Source organism: Polaribacter sp. KT25b, assembly GCF_900105145.1.
Classification (GTDB): Bacteria; Bacteroidota; Bacteroidia; order Flavobacteriales; family Flavobacteriaceae; genus Polaribacter.
Map to the genome: position 1 here is coordinate 2,308,175 of NZ_LT629752.1, position 22,924 is coordinate 2,331,098.

20 protein-coding genes are annotated in these 22,924 nt (G+C 28.1%); 18 read left to right on the forward strand and 2 right to left on the reverse strand.

The window, feature by feature from the left end; all coding sequences use genetic code 11:
- Positions 1–111: 111 nt before the first annotated feature.
- Positions 112–1,101 carry an aldo/keto reductase gene (locus tag BLT70_RS10015; protein WP_091894036.1) on the forward strand — a complete coding sequence of 330 codons (990 nt, stop codon included), beginning with the start codon at positions 112–114 and terminating at the stop codon, positions 1,099–1,101.
- Between the two features lie 176 nt (positions 1,102–1,277).
- Entirely contained in the window at positions 1,278–3,038 is a 1,761-nt protein-coding gene (locus BLT70_RS10020) for an APC family permease (protein ID WP_091894038.1), read from the forward strand.
- A gap of 91 nt (positions 3,039–3,129) precedes the next feature.
- Here the strand turns inward: BLT70_RS10020 and BLT70_RS10025 are convergent, their stop codons facing one another.
- Both BLT70_RS10025 and lon read right to left on the reverse strand, forming a co-directional pair.
- Positions 3,130–3,612 (reverse strand): hypothetical protein, encoded by a 483-nt coding sequence (locus BLT70_RS10025; protein WP_091894040.1) that lies wholly within the window; start codon positions 3,610–3,612, stop codon positions 3,130–3,132.
- Positions 3,613–4,128: 516 nt separating this feature from the next.
- Positions 4,129–6,600: an endopeptidase La gene (gene lon, locus BLT70_RS10030; RefSeq protein ID WP_091894042.1), complete on the reverse strand. Its 2,472-nt coding sequence runs from the start codon at positions 6,598–6,600 to the stop codon at positions 4,129–4,131.
- Between the two features lie 319 nt (positions 6,601–6,919).
- Here lon and BLT70_RS10035 point away from each other — a divergent pair, with 319 nt between their 5' ends.
- From BLT70_RS10035 to BLT70_RS10110, 16 genes are all read left to right on the forward strand, one after another.
- Entirely contained in the window at positions 6,920–7,861 is a 942-nt protein-coding gene (locus BLT70_RS10035) for a DUF4380 domain-containing protein (RefSeq protein WP_231962670.1), read from the forward strand.
- A gap of 88 nt (positions 7,862–7,949) precedes the next feature.
- A complete protein-coding gene (locus tag BLT70_RS10040) occupies positions 7,950–8,516 on the forward strand; it encodes an RNA polymerase sigma factor (protein WP_172824409.1) in 567 nt (188 codons plus the stop codon).
- Positions 8,506–9,030: a hypothetical protein gene (locus tag BLT70_RS10045; protein WP_091894046.1), complete on the forward strand. Its 525-nt coding sequence runs from the start codon at positions 8,506–8,508 to the stop codon at positions 9,028–9,030. Before BLT70_RS10040 ends, BLT70_RS10045 begins: the two co-directional genes overlap by 11 nt.
- Positions 9,014–10,093 (forward strand): hypothetical protein, encoded by a 1,080-nt coding sequence (locus BLT70_RS10050; RefSeq protein WP_091894048.1) that lies wholly within the window; start codon positions 9,014–9,016, stop codon positions 10,091–10,093. Before BLT70_RS10045 ends, BLT70_RS10050 begins: the two co-directional genes overlap by 17 nt.
- Before the next feature lie 28 nt (positions 10,094–10,121).
- Positions 10,122–10,844, forward strand: a complete 723-nt coding sequence (locus BLT70_RS10055) for a head GIN domain-containing protein (protein WP_157691882.1) — start codon at positions 10,122–10,124, stop codon at positions 10,842–10,844.
- A gap of 128 nt (positions 10,845–10,972) precedes the next feature.
- Positions 10,973–11,227 (forward strand): hypothetical protein, encoded by a 255-nt coding sequence (locus BLT70_RS10060; RefSeq protein WP_091894052.1) that lies wholly within the window; start codon positions 10,973–10,975, stop codon positions 11,225–11,227.
- 128 nt (positions 11,228–11,355) lie between these two features.
- Entirely contained in the window at positions 11,356–11,730 is a 375-nt protein-coding gene (locus tag BLT70_RS10065) for an Hpt domain-containing protein (protein ID WP_091894054.1), read from the forward strand.
- A gap of 16 nt (positions 11,731–11,746) precedes the next feature.
- On the forward strand, positions 11,747–13,303 hold the full coding sequence (locus BLT70_RS10070; RefSeq protein WP_091894056.1) for an NAD(P)/FAD-dependent oxidoreductase: 1,557 nt from the start codon (positions 11,747–11,749) through the stop codon (positions 13,301–13,303).
- Between the two features lie 68 nt (positions 13,304–13,371).
- Positions 13,372–13,809, forward strand: coding sequence for a RimK/LysX family protein (locus BLT70_RS10075; RefSeq protein ID WP_091894058.1), 438 nt, complete (start codon positions 13,372–13,374; stop codon positions 13,807–13,809).
- Complete coding sequence (gene rimK / locus BLT70_RS10080) at positions 13,810–14,685, forward strand: 30S ribosomal protein S6--L-glutamate ligase (RefSeq protein ID WP_091894060.1); 876 nt, start codon at positions 13,810–13,812, stop codon at positions 14,683–14,685.
- The gene (locus BLT70_RS10085; protein WP_091894062.1) at positions 14,675–15,625 is read left to right on the forward strand and encodes a succinylglutamate desuccinylase/aspartoacylase family protein; all 951 of its coding nucleotides are present in this window, start codon (positions 14,675–14,677) and stop codon (positions 15,623–15,625) included. The genes rimK and BLT70_RS10085 overlap by 11 nt, the downstream gene beginning before the upstream one ends.
- A gap of 47 nt (positions 15,626–15,672) precedes the next feature.
- The gene (locus tag BLT70_RS10090; protein ID WP_157691883.1) at positions 15,673–17,109 is read left to right on the forward strand and encodes an energy transducer TonB; all 1,437 of its coding nucleotides are present in this window, start codon (positions 15,673–15,675) and stop codon (positions 17,107–17,109) included.
- Positions 17,110–17,297: 188 nt separating this feature from the next.
- Positions 17,298–17,978, forward strand: coding sequence for a tRNA (guanosine(37)-N1)-methyltransferase TrmD (gene trmD, locus BLT70_RS10095; protein WP_091894065.1), 681 nt, complete (start codon positions 17,298–17,300; stop codon positions 17,976–17,978).
- Entirely contained in the window at positions 17,971–19,449 is a 1,479-nt protein-coding gene (locus BLT70_RS10100; RefSeq protein ID WP_091894067.1) for a glycosyltransferase family 39 protein, read from the forward strand. The genes trmD and BLT70_RS10100 overlap by 8 nt, the downstream gene beginning before the upstream one ends.
- Positions 19,450–19,559: 110 nt before the next feature.
- Positions 19,560–19,910 carry a 50S ribosomal protein L19 gene (gene rplS, locus BLT70_RS10105; RefSeq protein ID WP_091897604.1) on the forward strand — a complete coding sequence of 117 codons (351 nt, stop codon included), beginning with the start codon at positions 19,560–19,562 and terminating at the stop codon, positions 19,908–19,910.
- 749 nt (positions 19,911–20,659) lie between these two features.
- Positions 20,660–22,879, forward strand: a complete 2,220-nt coding sequence (locus BLT70_RS10110) for an NADP-dependent isocitrate dehydrogenase (protein ID WP_091894069.1) — start codon at positions 20,660–20,662, stop codon at positions 22,877–22,879.
- Positions 22,880–22,924 lie beyond the last annotated feature (45 nt).

A 22,924-nucleotide genomic window follows, 5' to 3' on the forward strand; every position in this document is an offset into this window, starting at 1 on the left:
GAAATATATGAAAAGCAATGATTGTAAAATCGTTGCTTTTTTGTTACTTTGAGAATAGAATACAACTCTAAATATTAATAATTATTCTAAGAGATTAATTTAAAAATAATCATGGCAAAATACATAGCAGATTCAGAAAGATACAATAATATGAACTATAGAAGAACAGGAAATAGCGGTTTGCTTTTACCTGAACTTTCGTTAGGTTTATGGCATAATTTCGGTAAAAATGATGATTTTGATAATGCTCGGAATTTATTAAAATGTGCCTTTGATAACGGAATTACACATTTTGATTTGGCAAATAACTATGGTCCTCCTTATGGTTCTGCTGAAAAAACTTTTGGAAAAATCTTAAAAAAAGATTTTAAAAAATATAGAGATGAATTGGTTATTTCATCAAAAGCAGGTTATGATATGTGGGAAGGTCCTTATGGAAATTTTGGCTCTAAAAAATATTTAGTTTCTAGTTTAGACCAAAGTTTGCAAAGAATGAAGTTAGATTATGTGGATATTTTTTATCATCATAGACCAGATTATGACACGCCTTTAGAAGAAACTATGGGTGCTTTAGATTTAATTGTTAGACAAGGAAAAGCCTTATATGTTGGTATTTCTAATTATCAACCAAAAGAAGCAGAAAAAGCATTTAAAATATTAAAAGACTTAGGAACTCCGTGTTTAATTCACCAACCAAGGTATAGTTTATTTGATCGTTGGGTTGAAAATGGATTATTAGATTTATTAGGGAATTCTGGTGTTGGTGCCATTTGTTTTTCGCCTTTAGCACAAGGGATGTTAACTAATAAATACATAAAAGGATTACCTAAAGATTCCAGAGCAGTAAAAGATGGTCGTTATTTAAAAACCGATCAAGTTTTAGAAATGCTTCCTAAAATTAATGCGCTGAATGAAGTTGCCAAAAGTAGAAATCAGAATTTAGCACAAATGGCAATTTCTTGGATTTTAAAAGATGATAGAATTACCTCTGTTTTAATTGGAGCAAGTAAAACAGATCAAATTTTAGATAGTGTTAAAGCGATAAAAAACACTACTTTTTCTGAAGAAGAATTATCTAGAATTAATAATTTAATAATTTAATATAATTCTGATTTTTTAATATTAATTTTACAGTGGAATTGCTTTTTTATTTATTGATTATATAAACTAGTAGATTAGCTTGGTTTTTTTTTAATAATAAAGCAACAAACTGAATATATTTTTATACACTAAAATATTTTTACTACTTAAAATTCTCAGTAAACAAAAATTAATTAATGAAAACTCATAAAAAACTATCTGTATTAGCAGCTACTGCTATAAGTGGAAACGATATTAGTTCATCGGTTTTATATGTTTCTGCATTAGCAATTGCTTTTGCTGGCCAATATGCTTGGATTACGCTACTAATTGTTTCTGCCGTACTCTTTCTTTTTAGAAAAATATATGGAGAAGTAGTTGGTGCTTTACCTTTAAATGGTGGTGCATATAATGCTTTATTAAACACAACAAGTAAGTCTATTGCATCATTTGCAGCTACTTTAACGCTGTTATCTTACATGGCAACTGCTGTTATTTCTGCTAATGAAGCAATTCATTATTTACACCATTTAATTCCGTCAATTCCCATTATTATTGCTACGATAATTCTATTATTTTTCTTTGCAATTCTTACCATTGGTGGTGTTTCTGAATCCGCTAAAGTTGCCATCGGAATTTTTATTTTTCACTTATCTTCTTTTCTAATATTAAGTATTTTTATAACTTATTTTTTAATATCTCACGGACTCGGAACTTTTATTGAAAACTGGAATTTACCAGTAACTGGCGGCAGCATAACTAAGGCAATTTTTCTTGGTTTTGCAGCATCAATGCTTGGAGTTTCTGGCTTTGAAAGTTCTGCCAATTTTGTTGAAGAACAACAAAAAGGGGTTTTTCCAAAAACATTAAAAAATATGTGGGTTGTAGTGAGTGTTATCAACCCGTTAGCAGCAGTATTTGCGCTTGCACTTTTTGCAATGCCTTTATTACAAAGCGATTCATATCAAAATACATTATTAATAGAAATGGCATCTCACGTTGGTGGTAATTGGCTAGCAATCTTAATTGGTATTGATGCTTTTTTAGTACTTAGTGGAGCTGTACTTACGAGTTTTGTTGGTGTTTCTGGGTTATTAGAACGTATGGCACTTGATCGTGTGTTGCCTCAGTATTTTTTAAAGAAAAATAAAAAAGGAAGTTCTTATCGTATTATTATTGTGTTTTTAATTTTAACGATATCTGTGTTATTAATTACAAATGGAAATGTAAAATTATTGGCTGGTGTTTACACTATTTCTTTTTTATCTGTAATGGCATTATTTGCAATTGGTAACGTTTTATTAAAAGTAAAAAGAAATAGTTTACCTCGTCCTGAAAAAGCAAGATGGATGGGTATTTTAATTGCATTTACTGCAGTTTGTTTTGCTCTATTTGGAAATTTAATAATGAAACCAAAAGAAGGTGTACCAAGTAATTTATCTGTCTTTTTAGAATATTTTGTACCTTCTATTATTTTTATTAGCATTATGCTAAACAGAACTTTATTATTAAAATTTTTATTAAAGCTGATACACACTGTTTTTGATCCTATAAGAAGGTTTGTAATATTAACTGATAAAAAACTACTTGCTGTAATTCATCGTATTAATTCTCAAGAGTTTGTTTTCTTTACGAAAGGAGATAATATTGCAAACTTAAACCAAGTAATGTTATATATTTCTAAAAACGAGCACACAAAAAAATTAAAACTTGTATTTGTAACGAATGAAAGTAATCCTATTCCTAAAAACCTTGCACTAGAAATTGATTTTCTAGACAGAGAATATCCTGAAATAGACATCGAGTTTATTATTGAAGAAGGTGTATTTTCTCCAGAATTAATTACAAGTTTATCAAAAAGATGGAAAATTCCTATTAACTTTATGTTTATTGGTTCTCCTGGAGATCGTTTTCCTTATAAAATCGAAGAATTAGGCGGAGTTCGTTTAATCATTTAGAAAAAAATTAAGTCTCTTAAACCTAAAAGCGTCTTTTCAAAATTTTGAAAAGACGCTTTTAGGTTTTATTTTTTTAGAATAATATTTTCAATTATTTAAAAGTGTAATCTCTATTTGTTTTTTGAATTTTAACACAAGCTAAAATCAAAAATAATAAGGAAAGACTTTCTATAAAAACTCTTCCCCAATGCCAGTAACTCCAAATTATTAATTCTTTTTTTAACTCAACTTCATTAAAAGTTGCTTGATAAAATAATTCGTTTGTACCTTTAAAATAGATATAAAAACTAGCAACAAAAAGTAGAGAAAAAAACGCAGAAATTAACGAAAATTTTAAAGCGTTATAATTAATTGACAAACAATAAACGGAAAATATAACAGGAATTAATGCAGCAACAATAGTTAAAACTGTGTAAAACTGAGAGATAGAAGATCCAAAATTATTATAAAATGTATAAAAATCACTTGCTGATAAAGATTGCCAATATGGAACTAAAAGTACACCTTCTGTAATTTGACTACCAATAAAAATAGCAAAGATCGTTACTGAAAAAAATAGTAAAAACTGCTTCATAATTGATGATTATTCAAATGATAAAAAAGTAAATTTAGACAAAATAAATTTCTTTCAAAAAATATCAGTATTAACATCTTATTAAATCTAAAATAAAATTAATTTTATAAACAACTGTAATTTACATTTTTAAAAAATAAGTAGTTTTTACTTTTTAAATATTCTACAGTAAAAAACCAACTTAATTTGTTACCTATAAAGATTATAAAAAGAGCTACGAAATAATTTAATATTACAAAAAACAAATTCCGTAAACATCTTTTAATAAAAACAATAGAATTGCTAGTAAAAAATAAAACTTAAAAAAAACAGAAAGCCAATAAACAAGCCTAGCCCTGATTGAAGCATTTGTTTGAGCTCTTTTTTATTCTTTTTCTGAATAAAAAAAGCGAGTGCTGAAAGCAGGAAATAGCTTCAAAAAAATATTCTATTTTAAAATTAAGAGTTTACTTTTTAAACTGATGATAACATTTAAGCATAAAAAAAGCCTCTCAAAAAATTGAGAGGCTTTTAAATTTATACTAATTTCTTAGCATTGGCTACTTTTTGCTTTGTGAGCGCCAATTCTATTACTTGTTTCATATCTGTAACATAATGAAAAGTCATGCCTTTTAAATAGCTTTCTTTTATTTCTAAAATGTCTTTTTCATTCTCTTTACACAAAATTATTTCTTTAATATTTGCTCTTTTTGCAGCTAATATTTTTTCTTTAATTCCGCCAACAGGCAATACTTTTCCACGTAAAGTAATTTCGCCAGTCATTGCTAACTTATTTTTAACTTTACGTTGCGTATAAGAAGAAACCAATGAAGTTAACATCGTAATACCTGCACTTGGCCCATCTTTTGGTGTTGCGCCTTCTGGTACGTGAATGTGCACATTGTACTTCTCTAAAATTGCTGGTTTAATTCCAAATTCTTCTGCATTCGATTTTATATATTGCAAAGCAATTGTTGCAGATTCTTTCATTACATTTCCTAAATTACCTGTAATAGAAAGCGTTCCTTTCCCTTTAGATAAAATAGATTCAATAAATAAAATATCACCACCAACGCTTGTCCAAGCTAAACCTGTAACTACACCAGCAACATCATTATTTTCGAATTTATCTCTATTTCTTGGCGTTCCTAAAATTTCTTCTACTTTTTCTGATGAAATATGAATATCATATTCTTCTTCTAAAGCAATAGATTTTGCTGCAAAACGAACCACTTTTGCTATTTTCTTTTCTAAACCACGAACTCCAGATTCACGAGTATATCCTTCAACAATTTGTTCTAATTGTTTTTTACCTAACTTTAAATCTTTGGTTGTTAAACCGTGTTCTTTTAATTGTTTTGGTAATAAATGTCTTTTGGCTATTTCTATTTTTTCTTCAATTGTATAACCAGTAACATTTATAATTTCCATTCTATCTCGCAAAGCCCAAGGAATTTGCCCTAAATTATTAGCCGTTGCAATAAAAAGTACTTTTGATAAATCGTACCCAACTTCTAAATAATTATCGTAAAAAGAAGTGTTTTGCTCTGGATCTAAAACTTCTAACATTGCAGAAGAAGGATCTCCTTGATGACTATTACTTAACTTATCAATTTCATCTAATACAAAAACCGGATTTGAAGTTCCTGCTTTTTTCAAGTTCTGAATTAATCTTCCTGGCATTGCGCCGATATAGGTTTTTCTGTGACCGCGAATTTCTGCTTCATCACGCAAACCACCTAAAGACATACGAACATATTTTCGTCCTAAAGCTTCTGCTATAGATTTTCCTAACGAAGTTTTACCAACTCCTGGAGGTCCGTATAAACAGATAATTGGCGATTTCATATCTCCTCTTAACTTTAAAACAGCCAAATGTTCAATAATTCTGTCTTTTACATCTTCTAATCCAAAATGATCTCTATTTAAAACTTTTGTTGCCAGTTTTAAATCAAATTTATCTTCAGAGTAAATTCCCCATGGTAATTCTAACAACAACTCTAAATAACTTCTTTGAACTCCATATTCTGCAGCTTGTGGATTCATTCTTTTTAAACGGTTGATTTCTTTTTCAAACGTTTCTGCAACTTCTTTGCTCCATTTTTTTGTTTTAGCTTTCTTACGCATTTCTTCTAACTCTTCGTCATTAGAAACGCCACCTAGTTCATCTTGAATGGTTTTTAATTGTTGATTTAAATAATATTCTCGTTGTTGTTGGTCTAAATCTTCACGAGTTTTAGATTGAATATCATTTCTTAATTTTAATTTTTGAAGTTCTTTATTTAAGTTTTTTAAAGTAAGTAATGCGCGTTCTTTTAAATTGTCTTTTTCTAAAATTACTTGTTTTTGCATTACAGTTAAATCCATATTTGATGCAATAAAATTGACCAAAAATGCATCAGAATGAATATTTTTAATTGCAAAAGATGCTTCTGAAGGCAACATGGGATTTTCTTTAATTACCTCTAAAGCTTGCTCTTTAATTGCATCTATAATTGCATCAAATTCTTTTTTATCTGTAACCTCTTTATCGTCAATCGCTTCTTTTACAGTAGCTTTTAAATAAGGTTCGTCTTGAATAATTTCTTCTATTTCAAAACGTTTTTTTCCTTGAATAATTACCGTTGTATTTCCATCGGGCATTTTTAAAACACGTAAAATCTGTGCAACAACACCAGTTGCATGAATATCTTTTAACGTTGGTTCTTCTTCTTCTTCATTTCGTTGTGCTACAACACCAATAATTTTATTGCCTTTATTTGCGTCTTTAATTAATTGAATTGATTTATCTCTACCCGCTGTAATAGGAATTACAACACCAGGAAATAAAACTGTATTTCTTAACGGAAGAATTGGTAATGTTTTTGGAACGCTCTCTTTGTTAATAATTTCTTCATCTTCTGCCGTCATTAACGGGATTAATTCAGAATCTTCGTTCATCATATTTTGAAACGACAAACTGTCTAATTTTATTATCTTTGATTTGCTCATATGCTGTATATCTGTCATTGTGACATTGATTTTGTTAAATAAGAAAAACCAACATCTCGCTTATAATTATAAAAACTTGATAATTAAATACTTAAAAAACAAATAGTAATTATCTTTAATAATTAAGTCAATTGTTATGCCAAGGTTAAAATAATAATGCTACACCAAACTTTATAATTTTTGATTTTTATTTTAAAGTTAAACTAAAAAGGAGAATCAACCTTTATTTATACAACTAAACCAAAAAGTATTATAAACCAATTTTATTTTTTACTAAGTACTAAAATAAATACTTCACTTTTTTTTATCATTTTTGTGATGAAGAAAAATAATATACGTGATTAAAGTAAAAAATATAACTTACAAAAATTGGCAAAAGGCTATTGAAATTTCGAATTTAGAAATTAAATTAATTGTAACTCCAGAAACTGGAAGAATTATTTTCTTCGGATTTTTAGATGGAGAAAACGTATTTTATGAAAACGAAGATTTTGAAGGTATCAACTTTAAAATTGGAAATTATTTTTCTATTAACAGCATAAAACAAGCGCCAAATGTTGGTGGAAATAGAGTTTTACCTTGTTCTGAAGATTATTTTCATTTAATTACGGGTTCTAGACATATTCCTGATCCTTATATAAATGCGAGTTCTTATTCTGTTACATTATTAAAAAATGGCGTTGTTTTAAAAAGTCCGGTAAGTGATTTATTAGGGATTCAAATTAATAGAACAATTACAATTTCAGAAAAAGGAACTCAGGTACATATCAATCAAGAATTGATAAAAAAGAAACTTGCAAAAAATATCGATTTAGAAAAAATACCATTAACTATTTGGAGTTTATCAAAAATTAAAACTCCTAATATTTGTTACACACCAATTTCTGATAACAGTAAATTTAAAGATGGTTTTACAATCTCTAAATGGCCTGACTCAAAAAATAATGCCGAAGAAAATGTAGCTGTAAAAAACGGAGTTTTATCTTTAAAATCATCTAAAGACTTGCCTCAAAAAATTGGTTTAGATGCCAAAAACTGGGTTGCTGGTTATTTAAATGATACTTTATTTATAGAAAAATTTAATTTTGATGACAGAGCAACGTATCCAGATAATGGAACTTCTGTAACTATTTTTGGTAATCATTTATTTACAGAATTAGAATGTTTAAGCCCTGAAAAACAGCTTAAAATTGATGAAAAAATAACCTATAATTTAAGTTGGGAATTTCATCAAATAGAAGATAAATCGAATTTAGAATCAATATTAAACAACCTTTAATTTTGATATAAAAAAAACAATTAAAAATTATTTTATACAAACTGTCACAACTTAAAAACAATTTTGTCTTTAATATAGAAACGTTTTATTGGAAACTAATCAACCACATATAACCAACCTTATAGAACGCTGCAAAAAGTCGGATAAAAACGCGCAGTTAGATTTATACAAAGCTTATTATAAAGCAATGTATAATACTGCGCACAGAATTTTAAAAGATAATTATGAAGCAGAAGACATAATGCAAGAAGCGTTTTTAACTGTATTTACAAAAATAAATACTTATAAAGGAGAAGTTACTTTTGGTGCTTGGTTAAAAAGAATTGTAATTAATAAAAGTTTAACTCAGTTAAAGAAAAACAACAGGTATCAAGAAGTAAAAATGGAAGTGATACCAAATAATGAAATAGAAGAAGAGGTAATAGATTATAGAGGTTTAAACCCAAAAAGTGTTTTAAATACTTTACAAAATTTAAAGGAAAATTACAGAGTTGTGCTCACTTTAAATTTAATTGAGGGTTATGATTATGAGGAAATTGCACAAATATTAAATTATACAAACGAAAATGTGAGAACCACAATTTCTAGAGCAAAGAAAAAATTAAAGCAAGTTTTACTTGCAGAAAATACACAAAGACAAGCATATGGAAAATAAATTAAATGATTTTTTTTCTGAAAATAATTTCGATTTTCAAGAGCCACATTCAGGGCATTTAGAACGTTTTGAGCGCAAATTAAATCAACCACAGAAAAAAAATAAAACTTCTTGGAAATGGTTAAGTGTTGCAGCATCCGTAGTTTTAGTTTTGGGTTTTTGGTTGGGCAGCAATCATAAACAACAACAAATGGATTTAGCAGATGTTTCGCCAAAAATGGAAGAAGTGCAAAACTATTTTGTCTCTACCATTCATCAAGAATTAAAAGATCTTGAAAAAAACAGAAGTTTAGAAACAGAAACAATTATTGAAGAAGCTTTAGAGCAATTAGAAGAATTAGAAGACAATTATAAAACTTTTGTTAAGGAGCTAAATACCGATGGTAATACAAGAAAAATTATAAATGCAATGATTAGAAATTATCAACAGCGTTTAGAAGTTTTAGAAAATGTGCTTCTCCAAATTGAAGAAATAAAAAACCCAAACCTTAAGAATAATGAAATCTATATATAAAATCACACTCCTTTTCTTACTTTTTCCGCTCATTACCTCAGCAACTACTGATGAAAAAAAGCACGAAAAAAAGAAAATTATCAAGAAAAAATATACTGTAAATGCAGATGCTAAAGTGTCTATTAATAATAGATATGGAAATTTAAATATTACTACTTGGGATAAAAACAGCGTAGAAATTGAAGTTACAATTACCGTAAAAGGTGATGATTTAGATAGCGTAGAAGATAAACTTGCAGCTATTGATGTTGCTTTTGATGCTTCTTCTAATTTTGTTTCTGCAAAAACTAATTTTGAAAAAGAACAAAAAAGTTGGTCTTTCTGGAAAAAAAGCAGCAACATAAATTATCAAATTAACTACAAAATAAGAATGCCAAAATCTAATTCCGTAGATTTAGACAATGATTATGGAAGTATCTTTTTAGATTATTTATCTGGAAAAGCAACTATAGATTGTGATTATGGTAAAATTTCTGTTGGCGAATTAACGGCTAATTATAACAATATTATTCTTGATTATTGTAATTCATCTACAATTGGTTACATAAAAAGTGGAAATATAAATGTTGATTATTCTAAAATTACGATTGACAAAGCTGGCGATTTAAAAATAAATGGCGATTACTCTACGTTAAAATTTGGTACAGTTGAAGATATTAATTTTAATGCAGATTATGGTTCTTTATCAATTGATGAAGCTACAAGTATAAACGGGAATTCTGATTATGTAAGTATGAGTTTTGGTACCATTAAAAAGAATTTAATAATTGACACTGATTATGGTTCTATTTCTGTAAAAAAATTAACCAAAAATTTTAAAAATGTAGAAATTGATGCTCAATATGCAGGTGTTAAAATTGGTGTTGAAAGTAATGCAGTATTCGATTTCGAAGTAGATTTGCAATATGCTGGTTTTAAAATCGAAAATGATAAAGTAGCATTTTATAAAAAAATATCAAAATCTGCAAAAAAATATTACGAAGGTAAATTTGGAAAAGGAAACTCTAATTCTAAATTAAAAATAAGATCTCAATACGGAGGTGTTTCAATTAGAGAATATTAATAAAAAATCAACCAAAAAAGATAAAATCATGTTTAAAAAAATCATTTTAACTGCAATTATTTTTACAGTAACAATTGCTGTTAACGCACAAAAAAACGAAAGAATTAGAGGAAACGGAAAAGTAATAACAGTAAACAGAACAACTTCTAATTATGATGGAGTTGCCGTTGGTGGTTCTTTTGATGTTATTCTTGTAAAAGGAAAAGAAGGCAAAATTATTATTGAAGGTGAAGAAAATATTATACCTTATATAGTAACCGAAATAGAAAAAGATCTTTTACAAATAAAATTTAAGAAAAACACAAATATCAATACTACCAAAAGACTTACAGTTACTGTTTATTTTGAAAGTATAGAAAAAATTTCTTTAGCTGGTTCTGGAAACATCACAAGTAATGAAACTATAAAAAATCACGATTTTACGGTGGCTTTAGGCGGCTCTGGAAACATTACTTTAAATGTTGAAGCTAATGAAATTAGTTCAAATATTGCAGGTTCTGGAAACATTGAATTAACAGGAAAATCAAACGAATTAACTTGTTCTATTGCAGGTTCTGGAAGCTTAAAAAGCTATGACTTAACTACAGATATTTTAAACACTAATATTGCGGGTTCTGGTAGTGTAAAAATTACTGTTGACACTAAAATAAAAGCAAAAGTAGTTGGTTCTGGTAGCGTTTACTATAAAGGAAATCCTACAGATATAGATATTAAATCTGTTGGCTCTGGTAGTGTAATTGATAGAAATTAAAAAGGATTTAATTACTCTAAGAGTAAAATTTATAAAACGTTTAAAAGTCGTAAAATGGAAATCATTTTACGGCTTTTTTATTTTGAACCTAAAAAACATAACTTCGCTTACACTTTTTATTAAAAAACATGAAACAAATTATTGTATTACTTGTTATCCTCTATGGTTTTAATTTCTTCGGACAAAATATAAAAATAGAAAAGCCAGCTTATGTTATAATCGTAAACAACGAAATCATCACAAAAGATAAACTTGAAGAATATGGTAAAAATGGTCTTATAAAATCAATGGATAAAGGTGCAACTCAAAAAGAACGAGACAAACTTGCACAAAAATTTGGAAACAAAATAATAGCTTCAGAAGTAAAAAAACTATTGAACTAGAAAGAAAATATCAAAAATAATGAACAAATATTAACTAACTGATATTTATCAAAAATTTAGTACAAGTTTTTATTTATATTTACCGATTATTAAATATTATATTATTATTCCCCTATTTTACTAAAAGCATGGATATTCAAGAAATTTTAACCAGTAATATTGTCGATTTAACCTCTCTTAAAGAATACTTTTCTTCGGATAAAGATTCATTAATTCAACTTATTGGTGTTTATTTAACTGATACAACTCCGAGAGTTGATACTTTAGAGGAAAGTTTAACTACAATGGATTACGAATCTGTGAGGAGCATTTGCCATTTTTTAAAATCTTCTTTTGGTTTAATGGGAGTTAAATGTTTAGCCGAAATTACAGAACTCGAAAAACAAGCTCAAGCAAATGACCCCGAAGATGTTATAAAAGAAAAATTAAATTTTGTTATACCTATTTGTAGAGCTAGCATTATTGAATATAAATTAATTTTAGACAGATTAGAAGCTCTATAAATTTCTAAAATTACTTATGATTAAAGACCTGCAACTTCGTGTAAATTTAATAGAAGAACGCAAAGAAAATATACTATTATACAAAGCTTCTAAACAACTTAGCATTGATGTTTCTGAAATTTCTGCTGTAAAAGTTTTACGAAAATCTATTGATGCTCGTAAAAAAGACATCATCTTTAATTATAAAGTTGCCGTTTATATAAACGAGCAAATTCCAGAAAAATCTGATTATATTTTTGAATATAAAGATGTTTCTAAGGCAAAAGAAGTTCATATAATTGGTTTTGGACCTGCAGGAATGTATGCTGCTTTGCGTTGTATAGAATTAGGTTTTAAACCTATTGTTTTAGAACGCGGTAAAAATGTACAAGACAGAAGAAGAGATTTAAAAGCTATAAATCAAGATCATTTTGTAAACGAAGATTCTAACTACTGCTTTGGCGAAGGTGGAGCTGGTACGTATTCTGATGGAAAACTCTACACTAGAAGCTTAAAGCGTGGAGATGTTCGTAGAATTTTTGAAAACCTAGTTTTTCATGGCGCTACAGAACAAATTTTGGTTGATGCGCATCCTCATATCGGAACCAATAAATTACCAAAAATTATTGAAAATATTCGTGAAAATATTTTAAAGTTTGGTGGCGAAATTCATTTTGAAACAAGAGTTACAGATTTTAAAATAAAGAATAATAAATTAGAGGCAATTCAGCTTTTAAACGGAACAGAAATGTCAGTAAATTCTGTTATTTTAGCAACTGGTCATTCTGCTAGAGATATTTACGAATTGCTACATAAAAAAGAAATTGCATTAAAAGCAAAGTCATTTGCTATGGGCGTTCGTGTAGAACATCCGCAAACAATTATAGATCAAATTCAATATCATTGCTCAGGAGAAAGAGATGAACTTTTACCAGCTGCAGCTTACAGTTTAGTGCATCAAGTTAATAATAGAGGTGTATATTCTTTTTGCATGTGTCCTGGAGGATTTATTGTTCCTGCGGCAACTGCAAATGGTGAAGTTGTTGTAAACGGAATGTCGCCATCTAGAAGAAATAATAAGTTTGCAAATTCAGGAATTGTTGTTGAGTTAGATATTGATAGAGATTTTAAAAAATATGAAAAATTTGGTCCTTTAAAAGGATTAGAATTTCAGAAAGATTTAGAAAAAATAGCTTTTTTCGCTGGCGGAAGAACACAAGCTGCACCAGCACAAAGGTTGGTAGATTTTGTTGATGGAAAACTATCATCAGATTTAAATGATTGTTCTTATCAACCAGGTTTAAAATCTGCTCCTTTGCATTCTTTATTGCCCAAAATTATAGGAAGTAGATTACGCAAAGGTTTTGCTGCTTTTGGACAAAAAATGCATGGTTATTATACAAACGAAGCAAATATTATAGGTGTAGAATCTAGAACTTCATCACCAGTAAATATTCCAAGAAAAGAAAATTTAGAGCATCCAGAAATTGAAGGATTATTTCCATGTGGAGAAGGCGGTGGTTATGCTGGTGGAATCGTTTCGGCTGCAATGGATGGAGAACGTTGTGCAGAAGCTGCAATTGCTGCTTTTTAATTTTTTTTTCATCTTTAGTTATAAAGTCAATAACTATAACTAATTTTACAACAGTTTAATTCACATACATGAAAACTACAATAGGTAGAATTGATAAAGCAGATTTTCCTGAATTACATTTACAAGATATTGATTTAAAAGTAGATTCTGGAGCTTATACTTCGTCTATACATTGTTCTAATATAGAAGAAATAGAGGTTGAAGGCGATAATTTTATTAGATTTACGTTATTAGATCCAGAACACGAGTTTTACAATAATAAAGAATTTTCTACCAAAAACTATGCATCAAAAATGGTAAAAAGTTCTAATGGAATTTCTGAAAAAAGGTTTTTAATTGAAACTAAAATAATTATTTTCAACAAATCTTTTCCTATACATTTAACATTAAGTGAACGTAAAGACATGACTTTTCCAATACTTTTGGGAAGAAAATTTTTAAATAAAAAATTTGTGATAGATACTGCAAAGAAAAATCTATCCTATAAATTAAAAAACATAGAATAAATGAGAATTGTAATTTTATCTAGAAATCCGAAATTATATTCAACAAGAAGATTGGTCGAAGCTGCAACAAAAAGAAAACATGAAGTTTTGGTTGTAGATCATTTAAAATGCAATATCGAAATTGAAAAAAGATCTCCTAAAATATTTTATAAAGGAGAATATATAACAGATATAGATGCCATTATTCCAAGAATTGGAGCTTCTGTAACTTTTTACGGAACAGCAGTTATTCGTCAATTTGAAATGATGAAAGTATTTTCTGCAGTTTCATCCCAAGCATTAGTAAAATCAAGAGATAAATTAAGCAGCTTACAAATATTAGCAAGAGCAGGTGTTGGTTTACCAAAAACTGTTTTTACAAACTACACAAAAGATGTAGAACATGTTGTTGAATCTGTTGGTGGAGCTCCATTAATTTTAAAATTGTTAGAAGGAACACAAGGTTTAGGCGTTGTTTTAGCAGAAACTAAAAATGCAGCAACTTCTGTCTTAGAAGCTTTTAATGGCTTAGGTGCAAGGGTTATTGCGCAAGAATTTATTAAAGAAGCTGGTGGCGCAGATATTAGAGCTTTTGTAGTTGATGGTAAAGTTGTTGGCGCAATGAAACGCCAAGGAAAAGAAGGCGAATTCCGTTCTAATTTACACAGAGGTGGTAATGCAACTGTTATAGAATTAACAGACGAAGAAGAAAAAACAGCATTAAAAGCAACAAAAGCTTTAGGTTTAGGAGTTGCTGGTGTAGATATGTTACAATCTTCTAAAGGACCTTTGGTTTTAGAAGTTAATTCTTCTCCTGGTTTAGAAGGAATAGAAATTGCTACAGGAAAAAATATTGCAAAAGAAATTATTAGATACTTAGAAATACATGTCGAATAAACCTTTAGTACTTTTAGGTAAAAATATTCCAGAAGGAAAACGTACCGTTTTAGACATAGAAGTTGCCAAATTACACACAAGAACTACGGTAAAAGTACCTGTAATTATTGAACGCTCTAAAGTTGAAGGCCCTGTAATTTTACTTTTAGCTGGTGTTCATGGAGATGAAATAAATGGCGTTAGTATTATTAGAGAAATTATTAACCAAAAATTAAACGTCCCAAAAAAAGGAACAATTATCTGTATTCCTGTATTTAATATTTTTGGATATTTAATTCAGACTAGAGAGTTTCCTGATGGTAGAGATTTAAACAGAATGTTTCCAGGATCTTTAAACGGCTCTTTAGCAAGTCAATTTGCATATCAATTTACAAAAGAAATTGCACCTTTTGTAGATTATGTTATTGATTATCATACTGGTGGTGGTGAGCGTGATAATGTTTCACAAATTAGATTAGAAAGTTCTGAGAAAGAAACCTTAGAATTAGCCAATATTTTTAACCCTCCTTTTGTGGTTCACTCTGGTTATATTGCAAAATCTTTACGAGAATCACTTAAAAAAATGGGTAAAACCGTATTGTTGTTTGAAGGTGGTAAATCTAAAAACTTAGACAATACAGTTATAAATCAAGGAATTAGAGGAACAAAAAATGTGTTAATTCATTTAGGTTTTATTGACGGAGAAATTTCCTTAACTGAAAAAACTATTTTTATTAATAAATCTAAATGGTTGCGTTCTAGTTATTCTGGGATGTTTAAACTTTTAGCTAAAAATGGTTCTCATGTTAAAAAGAAAGAGCTTTTAGGAGTTATTCAAGATCCGTTTGGTGAATTTAAAAAGCGTATTTACGCACCGTTTGATTGCTATATTTTTTGCATAAATAAAACTCCGATTGTAAATAAAGGTGAAGCTTTGTTTCATGTAAGTGTAAATAATTAAAATAATATAAGCTTTCATATTTTTGAAACCTTAAAAAATAAATTTTTATGAAAAACTATCTATTACTATTTTCTCTATTTTCATTTCTGATGAGTTTTTCGCAATCTAATGAAAGTTTTGATTACGAAACACTTTCTGATCCAAACCCAAAAAACGAATTATCGCTATATTTCAAAAAAGAAATCCCAAGAAAACTTTTAAGAAAAGTAAGATATTTAAAAGATAAAAATAACATTCTTCTTTCTTTTAACATCAATAAAGAAGACAAACCCTACAATATTAAAGTTTCTAGTTACGGTTCTGTAGATTTAGATAATGAAGTAAAAAAAGCATTTAAAAAATATCCTTTAGAAAAGTTAAACATAGAAAACTTAGATAGAAAAAATAGTTATTTATTTCAAATTATTTCTAAAAAAGGTTCTAAAAACATTTTTAATTGTAGCTCAATAATAATTATTAAAACGCCTCCTGTTTGCAAAGCTTGTGAAGATTTAGATTATTTTGAAGACATAGAAAATTGTTTAGAAATAGAATTTAAAAAACATTTTTACAACACTTTTAATTTTTCTATTGTTACCGAAAATGAAACCAATATTTTCTTTGAATGTACTTTAAATAAAAATGGTAGTTTATCACTAAAGAAAACAAAAAAAACCATAAAATATAGTGATGAAATTAAAAGAACAATTGCATCTTTTCCTCTAATTGAAACACCTGGAATGCTTAATAACAAATTAAGCAAGACTTCTTATAGAATTTCAATTCCTTATAAAAAAGGCGAAGAAAATATCTACAAAGAACCTAATCTTTATCCAGATTCTTTTTCTAAACCATCTACAGATAATGAATTTTCAAAATATTTAGTTCAAAAATTACCAGAAGGAATTACAGAAAAAGTAAATTTAAACAGATTAAATAATAAATTAAATCTATTTTTTGAACTTGATAATAAAGATAAACCTTTTAATATAAGAACATCAGCAAGATCAAATTATATAGAATCAGCAATAATTGCAGCTTTTAAAGAATATCCTATTCAAAAATTAAATTTTACTGATAAAAGCCCCATTAATAGTTACATTCTACAAATTTTTTCTTTTGATGGAAGTCAATCAATCATAAACACAAATACGGTAATTAATTATCAAAAGATTCCAATTTTCCCTGGATGCGAAAATTCTGAAAGTTTTCAAGCAGCAAAAAAATGTTTTAGCAAAGGTGTTCAAATGCATTTTGCTAAAAAATTTAATGCCGATTTACCAAAACAACTAGGTTTATCAAAAGGAAGAAAAAGAGTTTTTATTGCTTTTAAAATAGATAAAAACGGAGATGTTATAGATATAAAAGTTAGAGCTCCTCATATAAAAATTGAAGAAGAAGTAAAAAGAGTTATGCTACAAATGCCACAAATAAAACCAGGATTTCAATCTGGCAAAGCTGTAAACATTAAATATAGTATCCCATTTACACTTATTGTAGATTAATTTTAGAACTTTTTTTTAAGAATACTAAGTCTAAAGTTCTTTTTATACATTTCAATAAAAAATGTAAGTTTTATTGCTGTAAATTAATAGTTACTTTTTTTAAACTACATATAAATTATAGATTCTGATTTTCAAAATCCATAAAAAAACCTTCTTTTAAAACTCCTTAAAAAACTTACATTTGCAAGATGCGAATAGATATTATTTCAGTAGCGCCAAATTTATTAGAAAGTCCTTTTAATCATTCTATTATAAAACGTGCGCAAGACAAAGGATTAGCAGAAATTGTAATTCACGATTTACGCCAATACGGTTTAGGCAATTACAAACAAATTGATGACACTCAGTTTGGTGGCGGCGCTGGCATGGTTATGATGATAGAACCTATTGCAAGTTGTATTAAAAAATTACAATCAGAAAGAAATTATGATGAAGTAATTTACATGACGCCAGATGCAAAAACTTTAAATCAATCTACCGCAAATACACTTTCTTTAAAAGAAAACATTTTAATTTTAACTGGTCATTATAAAGGTGTAGATCAAAGAATTCGCGATAAATATATTACCAAAGAAATTTCAATTGGAGATTATGTTTTAACAGGTGGCGAATTAGCTGCTGCAGTTTTAGTAGATGCTGTTGTTCGTTTAATTCCGGGTGTTATTGGGGATGAACAATCTGCGCTTACAGATTCTTTTCAAGATAATTTATTATCACCACCTGTGTATACAAGACCAGCAGAATTTGAAGGCATGAAAGTTCCGGCTGTTTTACTATCTGGTAATTTTCCAAAAATTGATGATTGGAGAAGCGATCAAGCTTATAAAAGAACACAGCAAATAAGACCAGATTTACTTGAAGATGAATAAGTTTTTATCATATATAAAAAACAATAAAGCCATTTCTTGGGTTTTAGGATTTCAAATTTTTCGTTTGATTTTACTCCCATTTATGGGATTAATGCCACAAGATGCCTATTATTATTTATACGGTCAAAATTTATCTTTATCGTATTTTGATCATCCTGGAATGATTGGCTACATTTTAAGAATCTTTACAGATGTTTTTGGGCAATCAATTTTTACCATAAAATTTGCCGACTTTGTAATTACCTCTTTAACCATTTTAAGTTTTCACAAATTAGCGTCTTACTTTTTATCCAAAAAAAAATTACAACGCGCTTTTGTTTTATTAGCTTCTACAATATTTATTTCCATTTTATCTTTTAATTCTACTCCTGATGTTCCACTTTTATTATTCTGGACATTGAGTTTAATCTGTTTATACAAAGCAATTTTTGAAGGTAAAAAGTTGTTTTGGATTTTAGGCGGAATTGCAATGGGTTTAGCTTTCGACAGCAAATACACCGCTTTATTATTACAAATAGGACTTATTGCATTTCTATTTTTTTCAAATAAATACAGAAAATTATTAATTTCTCCTTGGCTTTGGTTTTCCTTACTGATTTCTGCAGCAGTAACTTTTCCTGTTTGGTATTGGAATTATCAAAACGAGTTTGCATCTTTTGCTTTTCAATCATCAGATAGAACAAGTTCAATATCAGAATTTAAATTTTCTACATCCTATTTCTTTGGCGCAATTGGGCATCAAATGTTTTTATTATTGCCTGTTTTATTTCTGATATTTATTACGTTTACCTATAAATATATAAAAAGAGCTTTATTAAAATTTAAAATTCCGCAAGCAAAAACCTTATTCTTATTAGCATTTTTTATTCCAACTTTTGTTGGCTTCTTTAGCCTCACTCCTATTTATTGGGTAAAATTAAATTGGATGATGCCTTCGTATATTACAGGAATTATTTTAGCTGGAATGTTTATCAATAAGAAATTATTAAAAATTCAAGTTATCTTTTCAATTGTATTTCACGTGCTTTTTAGCTTGCAAATTATCTTTTATTTAGTTCCTATAAAAAGCGACGACACTTGGGTTGGATGGAAAGAATTAGCCATTGAAACTACTAAATTGCAAGAAAAATATCCAAACACATTTGTATTTTCTGAAGATAATTATAAAACATCAGCATGTTTAAACTTTTTTATGGATGATAAAGTTTACGCACAAAACATTATAGGTTTACCTGCTTTACATTTCGATTTTTTAGGTGATGATTTATCTACTTTAAAAAACAAAAACGCTATTTTTATTGATTCTGACAAACGTTTTAAAGATCACAAACTAAAAGGAGAAATAAATCCGTTATTAAGTGAATACTTTGAAAATGTTACAGAATTAGCACCTATTATTATAAAAATTAACAATAAAGAATCTCGTAAATTTTGGGTTTTCTATTGTACTAATTATCAGCACAAAAAATAATACTTTTTAGTTTTACTAACAAAAAATAATTACTACTTTTGCAAACGCTAAATTAACCTCTGACGAAAAAATCGTGAATGTTGTTTTACGAAAACTATAAACATAAAGAAATGGAAGCTTTAATTAAATTTGTTCAAGACGAATTTGTAACAAAAAAAGAATTTGCAGAATTTGCTGCTGGAGACACAATTACTGTGTTTTATGAAATTAAAGAAGGTGAAAAAGTAAGAACTCAGTTTTTTAGAGGAGTTGTTATACAGAAAAAAGGTACAGGCCTTTCAGAAACTTTTACAATTAGAAAAATGTCTGGAACTGTAGGTGTTGAAAGAATTTTTCCTGTAAACTTACCTTCTATTCAAAAAATTGAAGTTAATAAAAGAGGTAAAGTACGTAGAGCTCGTATTTTCTACTTTAGAGGTCTTACTGGTAAAAAAGCTAGAATTACTGAAAAAAGAAGATAATATCTTTTTAAAGAATAATAAAAAAAAGCGTTGTGAAAATTCACAACGCTTTTTTTTTATAAACAAATGTTAACAACTACAGTTCATATTATGTTGATTAGTAATATTTTAAATTTTTTGTATATTTAAAAAAGCAACTTATATTTGAGTATAATTTACATATTCATTCAACTTTAAGTCTTCAAAAACTAAAAAATGAGTATTAAAATATAAAGTACGTTCTTTATAAATTGTTTTTATCTAAAAAATAAGATAGTGCTGTAAATGTTTATTTAAAAAATAACATTTACTGCTTTAACTTAGTTAATTATGAAAATTATTAACAAAAATGAAATATCTTATCTATAAAGGTAACTACAGAAACATCAATAAAAAGTTTAAAAAAAGTAGAATGCTTGTTTAAATTTAAGAATGTTTCAAACATTGAAATAGAAAAATATAATTTCTTTTAAATAAGAAATATAAGAGCAAACTCTTATTTTATTTGTAGAAATACAAAAAAGTGTAAAAGACTATTTCAAAGAAAGCCATATCTCTACAAACAATTGTAAGATATGGCTTTTTATCTTAGTATCAATTTCTTAAGAAAAGAGTGTTTTTTTTATAGAAACCTTTATAATAAATAAAAATTAATACTAATTTAACATTAAAAATCTCACCTTAAATTCATAAATTTGTTCCGCTTTTTAAACGAAATCAATTTCGTAACAGCAAAGCAATTAATATTCTAGAAAAAATAAAACATTTTTATGAGCAAAATAGCCAAAATTATATATACAAAGACAGATGAAGCACCAGCATTAGCTACACGTTCATTTTTACCTATTGTAAAAGCTTTTACAAAATCTTCTAATATAGAAATTGAAGTTAAAGATATTTCTTTAGCATCTAGAATATTAGCAAATTTTTCTAATTATTTAACTGATGATCAAAAAGTTGAAGATGCTTTAGCTGTTTTAGGTGAATTAACAAATCAGCCAGATGCTAATATTATAAAATTACCAAATATTAGTGCTTCTGTACCGCAACTAAAAGATGCTATTGAAGAATTACAAGCTTTGGGTTATGCTATACCAAATTATCCTGAAGAAGTAATAACAGATGAAGACAAAGCTGTTTCTGCTTTGTATAATAAAGTAAAAGGATCTGCAGTAAACCCAGTTTTACGTGAAGGAAATTCTGACAGAAGAGCTCCAAAAGCGGTAAAAAACTTTGCTCGTAAAAACCCACATTCTATGGGTAAATGGTCTAAAGATTCTAAAACTCATGTTGCAACAATGACCGAAGGTGATTTTGCACATAATGAAAAATCTGTTACCTTAAAAAAAGGAACTACAATAAAAATAGTTCATACAAGTACTACAAATAAAGTTACCGTTTTAAAAGATAAATTAGCTTTGTTAGATGGTGAGATTATTGACGCAACAATAATGAGTAAAAAAGCTTTACTTGAGTTTTTAGAAGAGCAAATTGAAGATGCTTTAGATAAAAACGTATTGTTTTCATTACACATGAAAGCAACAATGATGAAAGTAAGTGACCCAATAATTTTTGGTCATGTTGTTCGTGTTTATTTTAAAGATTTATTTGAAAAATACGGTAAAACATTTAAGAAAATCGGCGTTGATGTTAATAATGGTTTTGGAAACCTTCTTGGTAAATTAAACGAATTACCAAAAAATACACGTGATGAAATTAGGCAAGACATTCGTTTTGCGCTTGATCATAGTGCAGAATTAGCAATGGTTAATAGCGACAGAGGTGTTACCAATTTACACGTACCAAGTGATGTTATTGTTGATGCTTCTATGCCAGCAATGATTAGAACTTCTGGACAAATGTATAATGCAGAAGGAAAATTACAAGACACAAAAGCTGTAATTCCAGATAGTGCTTATGCAGGTATTTATTCAGCAACAATTGATTTCTGTAAAAAACATGGTGCTTTTGATCCTACAACAATGGGAACTGTACCTAATGTTGGTTTAATGGCTCAAAAAGCAGAAGAATATGGTTCTCATGATAAAACTTTTGAAATTCCATCTGATGGAAAAGTTCAAGTTATAGACGCCGCTGGAAAAGTTTTAATGGAACATACAGTTGAAGCTGGAGATATTTGGAGAATGTGCCAAACGAAAGATTTACCAATTCAAGATTGGATTAAATTAGCAGTAACTAGAGCAAGAGCATCAAATACACCAGCTGTTTTTTGGTTGGATAAAAATAGAGCACACGATGCAGAAATTATTAAAAAAGTAAATAAATATTTACCAAACCATGACACTACTGGTTTAGATATCAGAATTTTATCACCAATAAAAGCTACTGAATTTACTTTAGAAAGAATTATAAAAGGAGAAGACACTATTTCTGTTTCTGGAAATGTTTTACGTGATTATTTAACAGATTTATTTCCAATATTAGAAGTTGGTACATCTGCAAAAATGTTATCCATTGTTCCTTTAATGAGTGGTGGTGGTTTATTTGAAACTGGCGCTGGAGGTTCTGCTCCAAAACATGTGCAACAATTTTTAGAAGAGAATCATTTACGTTGGGATTCTTTAGGAGAATTTTTTGCATTAGCAGTTTCATTAGAACATTTAGGTACAACTACTAATAATTCTAAAGCATTGGTTTTAGCTGAAACTTTAGATGATGCTACTGATAAATTTTTAGAAAATGACAAATCACCTTCAAGAAAAGTTGGTGAAATAGACAATAGAGGTTCTCATTTTTATTTAGCTTTATATTGGGCAGAAGCTTTAGCTAATCAAGATAAAAACGCAGAATTAAAAGCTGAGTTTACATCTATTGCAGAAACTCTAACTAAAAATGAACTTAAAATTATTTCAGAATTAAATTCTATTCAAGGAAACTCTGTAGACATAGGTGGTTATTATCTTCCAAATGAAGACTTAACAGATGCTGCTATGAGACCAAATTCTACTTTAAATAGTATTTTAAAATAGTTATAAATTTACGTTTTCTTAAAACATTAACAAAAAAGAGTGCTT

What these genes read in the sequence shown, in the direction of transcription:
- BLT70_RS10015 (WP_091894036.1), top strand. Translation starts at nt 112, where the DNA reads ATGGCAAAATACATAGCAGATTCAGAAAGATACAATAATATGAACTAT.
- BLT70_RS10020 (WP_091894038.1), top strand. Translation starts at nt 1,278, where the DNA reads ATGAAAACTCATAAAAAACTATCTGTATTAGCAGCTACTGCTATAAGT.
- BLT70_RS10025 (WP_091894040.1), bottom strand. Translation starts at nt 3,612, where the DNA reads ATGAAGCAGTTTTTACTATTTTTTTCAGTAACGATCTTTGCTATTTTT.
- lon (WP_091894042.1), bottom strand. Translation starts at nt 6,600, where the DNA reads ATGACAGATATACAGCATATGAGCAAATCAAAGATAATAAAATTAGAC.
- BLT70_RS10045 (WP_091894046.1), top strand. Translation starts at nt 8,506, where the DNA reads ATGGAAAATAAATTAAATGATTTTTTTTCTGAAAATAATTTCGATTTT.
- BLT70_RS10050 (WP_091894048.1), top strand. Translation starts at nt 9,014, where the DNA reads ATGAAATCTATATATAAAATCACACTCCTTTTCTTACTTTTTCCGCTC.
- BLT70_RS10055 (WP_157691882.1), top strand. Translation starts at nt 10,122, where the DNA reads ATGTTTAAAAAAATCATTTTAACTGCAATTATTTTTACAGTAACAATT.
- BLT70_RS10060 (WP_091894052.1), top strand. Translation starts at nt 10,973, where the DNA reads ATGAAACAAATTATTGTATTACTTGTTATCCTCTATGGTTTTAATTTC.
- BLT70_RS10065 (WP_091894054.1), top strand. Translation starts at nt 11,356, where the DNA reads ATGGATATTCAAGAAATTTTAACCAGTAATATTGTCGATTTAACCTCT.
- BLT70_RS10070 (WP_091894056.1), top strand. Translation starts at nt 11,747, where the DNA reads ATGATTAAAGACCTGCAACTTCGTGTAAATTTAATAGAAGAACGCAAA.
- BLT70_RS10075 (WP_091894058.1), top strand. Translation starts at nt 13,372, where the DNA reads ATGAAAACTACAATAGGTAGAATTGATAAAGCAGATTTTCCTGAATTA.
- rimK (WP_091894060.1), top strand. Translation starts at nt 13,810, where the DNA reads ATGAGAATTGTAATTTTATCTAGAAATCCGAAATTATATTCAACAAGA.
- BLT70_RS10085 (WP_091894062.1), top strand. Translation starts at nt 14,675, where the DNA reads ATGTCGAATAAACCTTTAGTACTTTTAGGTAAAAATATTCCAGAAGGA.
- BLT70_RS10090 (WP_157691883.1), top strand. Translation starts at nt 15,673, where the DNA reads ATGAAAAACTATCTATTACTATTTTCTCTATTTTCATTTCTGATGAGT.
- trmD (WP_091894065.1), top strand. Translation starts at nt 17,298, where the DNA reads ATGCGAATAGATATTATTTCAGTAGCGCCAAATTTATTAGAAAGTCCT.
- BLT70_RS10100 (WP_091894067.1), top strand. Translation starts at nt 17,971, where the DNA reads ATGAATAAGTTTTTATCATATATAAAAAACAATAAAGCCATTTCTTGG.
- rplS (WP_091897604.1), top strand. Translation starts at nt 19,560, where the DNA reads ATGGAAGCTTTAATTAAATTTGTTCAAGACGAATTTGTAACAAAAAAA.
- BLT70_RS10110 (WP_091894069.1), top strand. Translation starts at nt 20,660, where the DNA reads ATGAGCAAAATAGCCAAAATTATATATACAAAGACAGATGAAGCACCA.